This window comes from Marinospirillum sp. (assembly GCF_014859565.1).
Genome location: NZ_JACUUA010000241.1, coordinates 1 through 4,583, shown reverse-complemented (window position 1 = coordinate 4,583; position 4,583 = coordinate 1). Strand labels below are relative to the sequence as shown.

Annotated in this window: 3 protein-coding genes; 1 reads left to right on the top strand and 2 read right to left on the bottom strand. The window is 49.5% G+C overall.

The annotated features are described in order from the left end of the window. Window positions 1–340: zinc ribbon domain-containing protein (locus IBX50_RS17435; RefSeq protein ID WP_292257573.1), on the top strand; the 340-nt coding region annotated here is incomplete at its 5' end. Window positions 341–588: 248 nt separating this feature from the next. Here IBX50_RS17435 and IBX50_RS17430 read toward each other — a convergent pair. Continuing rightward, window positions 589–3,624, bottom strand: coding sequence for a type I restriction endonuclease subunit R (locus IBX50_RS17430; RefSeq protein WP_292257572.1), 3,036 nt, complete (start codon window positions 3,622–3,624; stop codon window positions 589–591). A 137-nt stretch (window positions 3,625–3,761) separates the two neighbouring features. Further along, a partial coding sequence (locus tag IBX50_RS17425; RefSeq protein ID WP_292257571.1) for an ATP-binding protein occupies window positions 3,762–4,583 on the bottom strand: 822 nt, incomplete at its 5' end.

Here is a 4,583-nt window from a genome sequence, read left to right as displayed (position 1 = left end):
TTTAGGTTCTGGTGCCGTAAGGTGTGAGAGTTCGAGTCTCTCCGTCCGCACCATCTACAAGCTGGAGTACAAGGCCAAAGAGCAAGGTAAACACCTGATCAAAATTGATCAATGGTTTGCCAGCTCCAAGACCTGCTCTTGCTGCGGACACAAGCTGGAAGAGTTGTCTCTGAAAGTACGCGACTGGCAGTGTCCCGCTTGTTCAGTCAGGCATGATCGAGACATCAATGCTGCGCTCAACATTCGAGCGCAGGGTGTTTTGAAATTAAAGGCCGCAGGACTGTCGGTCTCTGCCAATGGAGGCAAGCGTCAATCTGGTCACGCACCAGTTGCTGCCTGAGAAGTTGGAAGCCTCGCCCATGGCGCTTTAGCGCTTAGGGCGGGGAGCAGTCACCCGGGTCATTACACTTATCGCTGGCAAGGGTTGTTCCAGTCATCAGGCTGGCAGTGATCAGCAGTATTAAAGTTGATTTTTTCATGGTGTATCTCCTCACAAATGGGTGTTCAGTTTTTCAGGCAACAGACAGGGTTTGTCTGATTGCTGGTGTCATCTTAAGGCTCAAACCTGACACCAGCCTGAAGGCTGGTTCAAATTCTTGCACTTGTCATGTGCTGCATACTTTGCATCCATGCCGCCTTGAATGCTGTATCACCGGCAAACAGCTTGTACAGCTCCAGTTCATCTTTACGGCGGCGCAACATCACTTCTTTGAGGATTTTCTCAAATGCCAGCTCCCGGTTGTGGGGGTCAGGATTTTTTTCATATTTCTCTTCAAAGTCAGGATGCTGTTTGATGCTTTCTGCAATGTTGATGAATTTAATCCGCTGCTCTTCAGGGGTGGCACTCCAGCCCTGGAACCAACGCTCATTAAAGGTCTGGATGATTTCATCCAGAGGGTCATGCTGCTTGTCACCACCATGCACACCACGCGGGTTAGGGTTCTGTGGTTCCAGCTCTGACTCAGTCTGATCCAGACTGACGCTATGATTCAGTTTATCCCTTTGCAAACCATAGGAGCTGAGATCAACAGACTCCAGCAGCTCATCAATGGCATCCTGGTCAGGGTCAGCGAGCTTGAGTTTGGGAATCAGGAACTTCAGAAACCAGAAGAGCTTTTCCCAAGCAATAATCTCGTAAGGCATGATTGAAGCCATCTGGCCGTAAATTTTCACAAACTGCTTGGCCTTGATTTTAAAGTCGGCCTTGTCGTCCTCCTCCAGCTCCAGCTCGTGATCAAAACGTGCTGCCGCCACATCAATAATCGGACTCAGGCTCTGGGCATCTTCATTGTTGAAATAACGGGTTACAAAGTCTTCGACCTCATACCACTCATAAACACCTACATCATCCAGTACATCCTTCAGCTCATGCAGCACGTTGATGTCGGTCGCTTCTGACAAGGAGGTGGCCGTATAAAAAGGATCAAAGGCAGCCTTGACCTCATCCACCGAGTTGAAGAAATCCAGAATGAACAAATCTTCGGTCTTTTTACCCAGCTTTGGTGCTGAGCGGTTCAGGCGTGACAAGGTTTGCACACAAAGCACCGATGCCAGTTTTTTATCCACATACATGGCACACAGCTTGGGTTGATCAAAGCCGGTCAGGTACTTGTTTGCCACCACCAGCAGGCGGTATTCATCCGTATCAAACTTGTCTTTGGTATCGGCTTCAGTAAAGCCATTGATACCGGCTTCTGTGTATTCAATACCGTCGACCTCCTTGGCTCCTGAAAAGGCCACTAACGCCTTAAAGGGATAACCCTGAGCTTCCAGCAGGCGGTTGATCGCCTGGTAATAACGGATGGCCGTTTCAATATTCTGAGTCACCACCATGCCTTTGGCTTTGCCCTTGAGCTTTTTGGTATTCACCACCTGCGTGATGAAATGCTCCAGCATGATCTCGGCTTTGGTGTTGATGGTCTGCTGGCTGCGTTCAACATAAGCACGCAGCTTTTTCTGCGCCTTGGAAGTATCAAAAAGCGGGTTGTCAGCAATCGACTTTTCGATTTCGTAATAGCTTTTGTAGGTGGTGTAGTTGGCCAGCACATCCAGAATAAAGCCTTCCTCGATGGCTTGTTTCATGGAGTAGAGATGGAACGGCCTGAAAGATCCATCGACCTGCTTCACCCCAAACTTTTCCAGCGTGGTGTTTTTGGGTGTTGCGGTGAAGGCCAGATAAGAAGCATTGCCACGCATCTTGCGCGACTTCATCGCTTGTAGAATGCGATCCTGATCATCCTCTGCAACATCCTGCCCCATCACCCTGTTCATATTGTCATGTGCCGTACCGGACTGGGAGCTGTGAGCTTCATCAATGATCACCGCAAAGCGCTTGTCGCTCAGGTCATCAATGCCTTCAACAATAAAAGGAAACTTCTGAATGGTGGTGATGATGATTTTCTTGCCCTGTTGCAGTGCCTGTTTCAGATCAGCCGATTTGAAGGCAGGGGCAAGGATATTCTTGACCTCAGAAAAGTCTTTGATGTTGTCGCGCAGCTGTTTGTCCAGCAGTCTGCGGTCGGTGACCACAATCACCGAATCAAACAGCGGTTGATCCCTGCCTTTACCACCAGCCACTGTTTCATTGGCTGGATAGGCTTCGATCAGCTGATAAGCCGCCCAGGTGATGGAGTTGGATTTGCCGGAACCTGCCGAGTGCTGGATCAGATAGGTGTGCCCAACACCCTGTTGTGATGCATGATCAATCAGTTTACGCACCACATCCAACTGGTGATAACGCGGAAAAAACAAGGTGCGTTTGGAAAGCGGATCTTTGCTGCTGCCATCCAGCCGCACAAAGTGCTGGATGATGTTGGCCAGGCTTTCTTTGGTGAAGACCTCTTTCCACAAATAAGCCGTTTTGTGCCCATGCGGGTTTGGAGGATTACCCTTGCCGTGGTGGTCACCCTTGTTGAAAGGCAAAAAGAAGGTCGCTGATCCTGCCAGCCTGGTGGTCATATAAACTTCATCCGTATCCACCGCCAGATGCACCAGACAGCGCCCAAAGTTCAATAAAGGCTGGCTTGTATCCCGATCTTCCCGATACTGCTTCTGCCCATGAAAACGTGCTGTCTGGCCTGTCCAGGCATTTTTCAGCTCCATCGTCACCAGCGGGATGCCGTTGATAAACAGCACCAGATCAATTTCTTGCAGTGGGTTGGCTGATGAATAGCGCACCTGCCGGGTGCAGCTGAACAGGTTGGCAGCAAAGTTCTGTTTAACCTTGTCACTGCTGCTGGCCAGGGGAGCTGGGTACATCAGATGCAGGTGGGCATCATCCACTGGCAGCCCTTTTTTCAGCAGACTCAGGATGCCGTGTTTTTTCACCAGGCGGTCATAACGTTCCAGAATTTTGCGCTGCCAGTCGCCAGGGTTGTGCTTTTGCAGTTTGGTCAGTTCGTCCTGCTGGGTCTGTTTCAGAAAGTGCCAGAAAAACTTTTCATCCAGCGCATACTGAGCATTAAAATCCGAAGGCAACCCCAGCTTAAAACCCTGAGAAGCCACCAAAGCCTCTGCTGGCGTTTCCCTGACCTCACCAGCTGCTTTGTAAGCTTCCGTGGTGGTGCCGGTTAAAGCCTGCTCAATCGCCGCTTCCAGCGCCTGTTCTTTGGTATTGCTGACCATAACGCATCCTTTTTTGGTTTCTTGTATGTCTCTAACAGCGCAGCAATCAAATGATAAAAAAATCTAACAAGTTGATTTAAAAGCACTTAAATTAAAAGCTGCCAGTCTCAGTCAAATGACCGTCAAATGACCCCTGTTCATGCCCAGTAAGGCACATAACGATAGGCTTTCCGGTTAGCATTAGCATCATAAAGCCGGATCAGGCCTGCATCGACAGTTTGCTTAATGATCCGACTGGCCATAGCACTATTGCCCTCTTCTATATTGAATCTCGCTCTCAGTGATGTGTTGTTCATTGGCTCACGATTCACGTATTTCAGGCAACAGTGCTGATAGCAGGCTCTGATGCGATCCTCTGACTCCATCGCCTTGAAGTCTCGATAAGTAAACAGAACAACGCGGGTGTGCTGAGCGGTTTCCTCGAAAATGGGCGCAGGTAGCTGATAAAGCTCAACCTGACCAATAACCTTGTCAACCCCGCTGCCGCGCTCCTCACAAATATTGATTCGGCGCATAAAAGAAGCAACCCCTTCATTGCGACTTCTTGGCGGGCTGTCCAGAAAGCGTTGGGTATCAACCAATGGAACACCGGGGTTGGTGATTTCCAACCGATTTTCGAATAATTCAATCATTGGGCCTGTGCCCGTCAGGCTGAAGTCCTGATGGATCAAAGCATTGGCGATGAGTTCACGCAGTGCCAACTCAGGAAAAACGGGAACCTCTTTTCGAAAGGCTTTGCCAATTTCCTCATTGGATGGCAACAAGGCTTTTAAATAGTCGATCAGCCCTTCAAAACCAACGGCATAACCTTTGTTGCCTTCAATCTCTCGGATGGTTTCGATGCGGCTGTTGCCTCGGTAAAGGATCAAGCGAACCGCTTTGCGACCAAGGTGCTGGAAGCTTTGCAGCTTTCTGGCAAACAGCACTGCACCCAGATTAAAAACACCCCACTGACCACC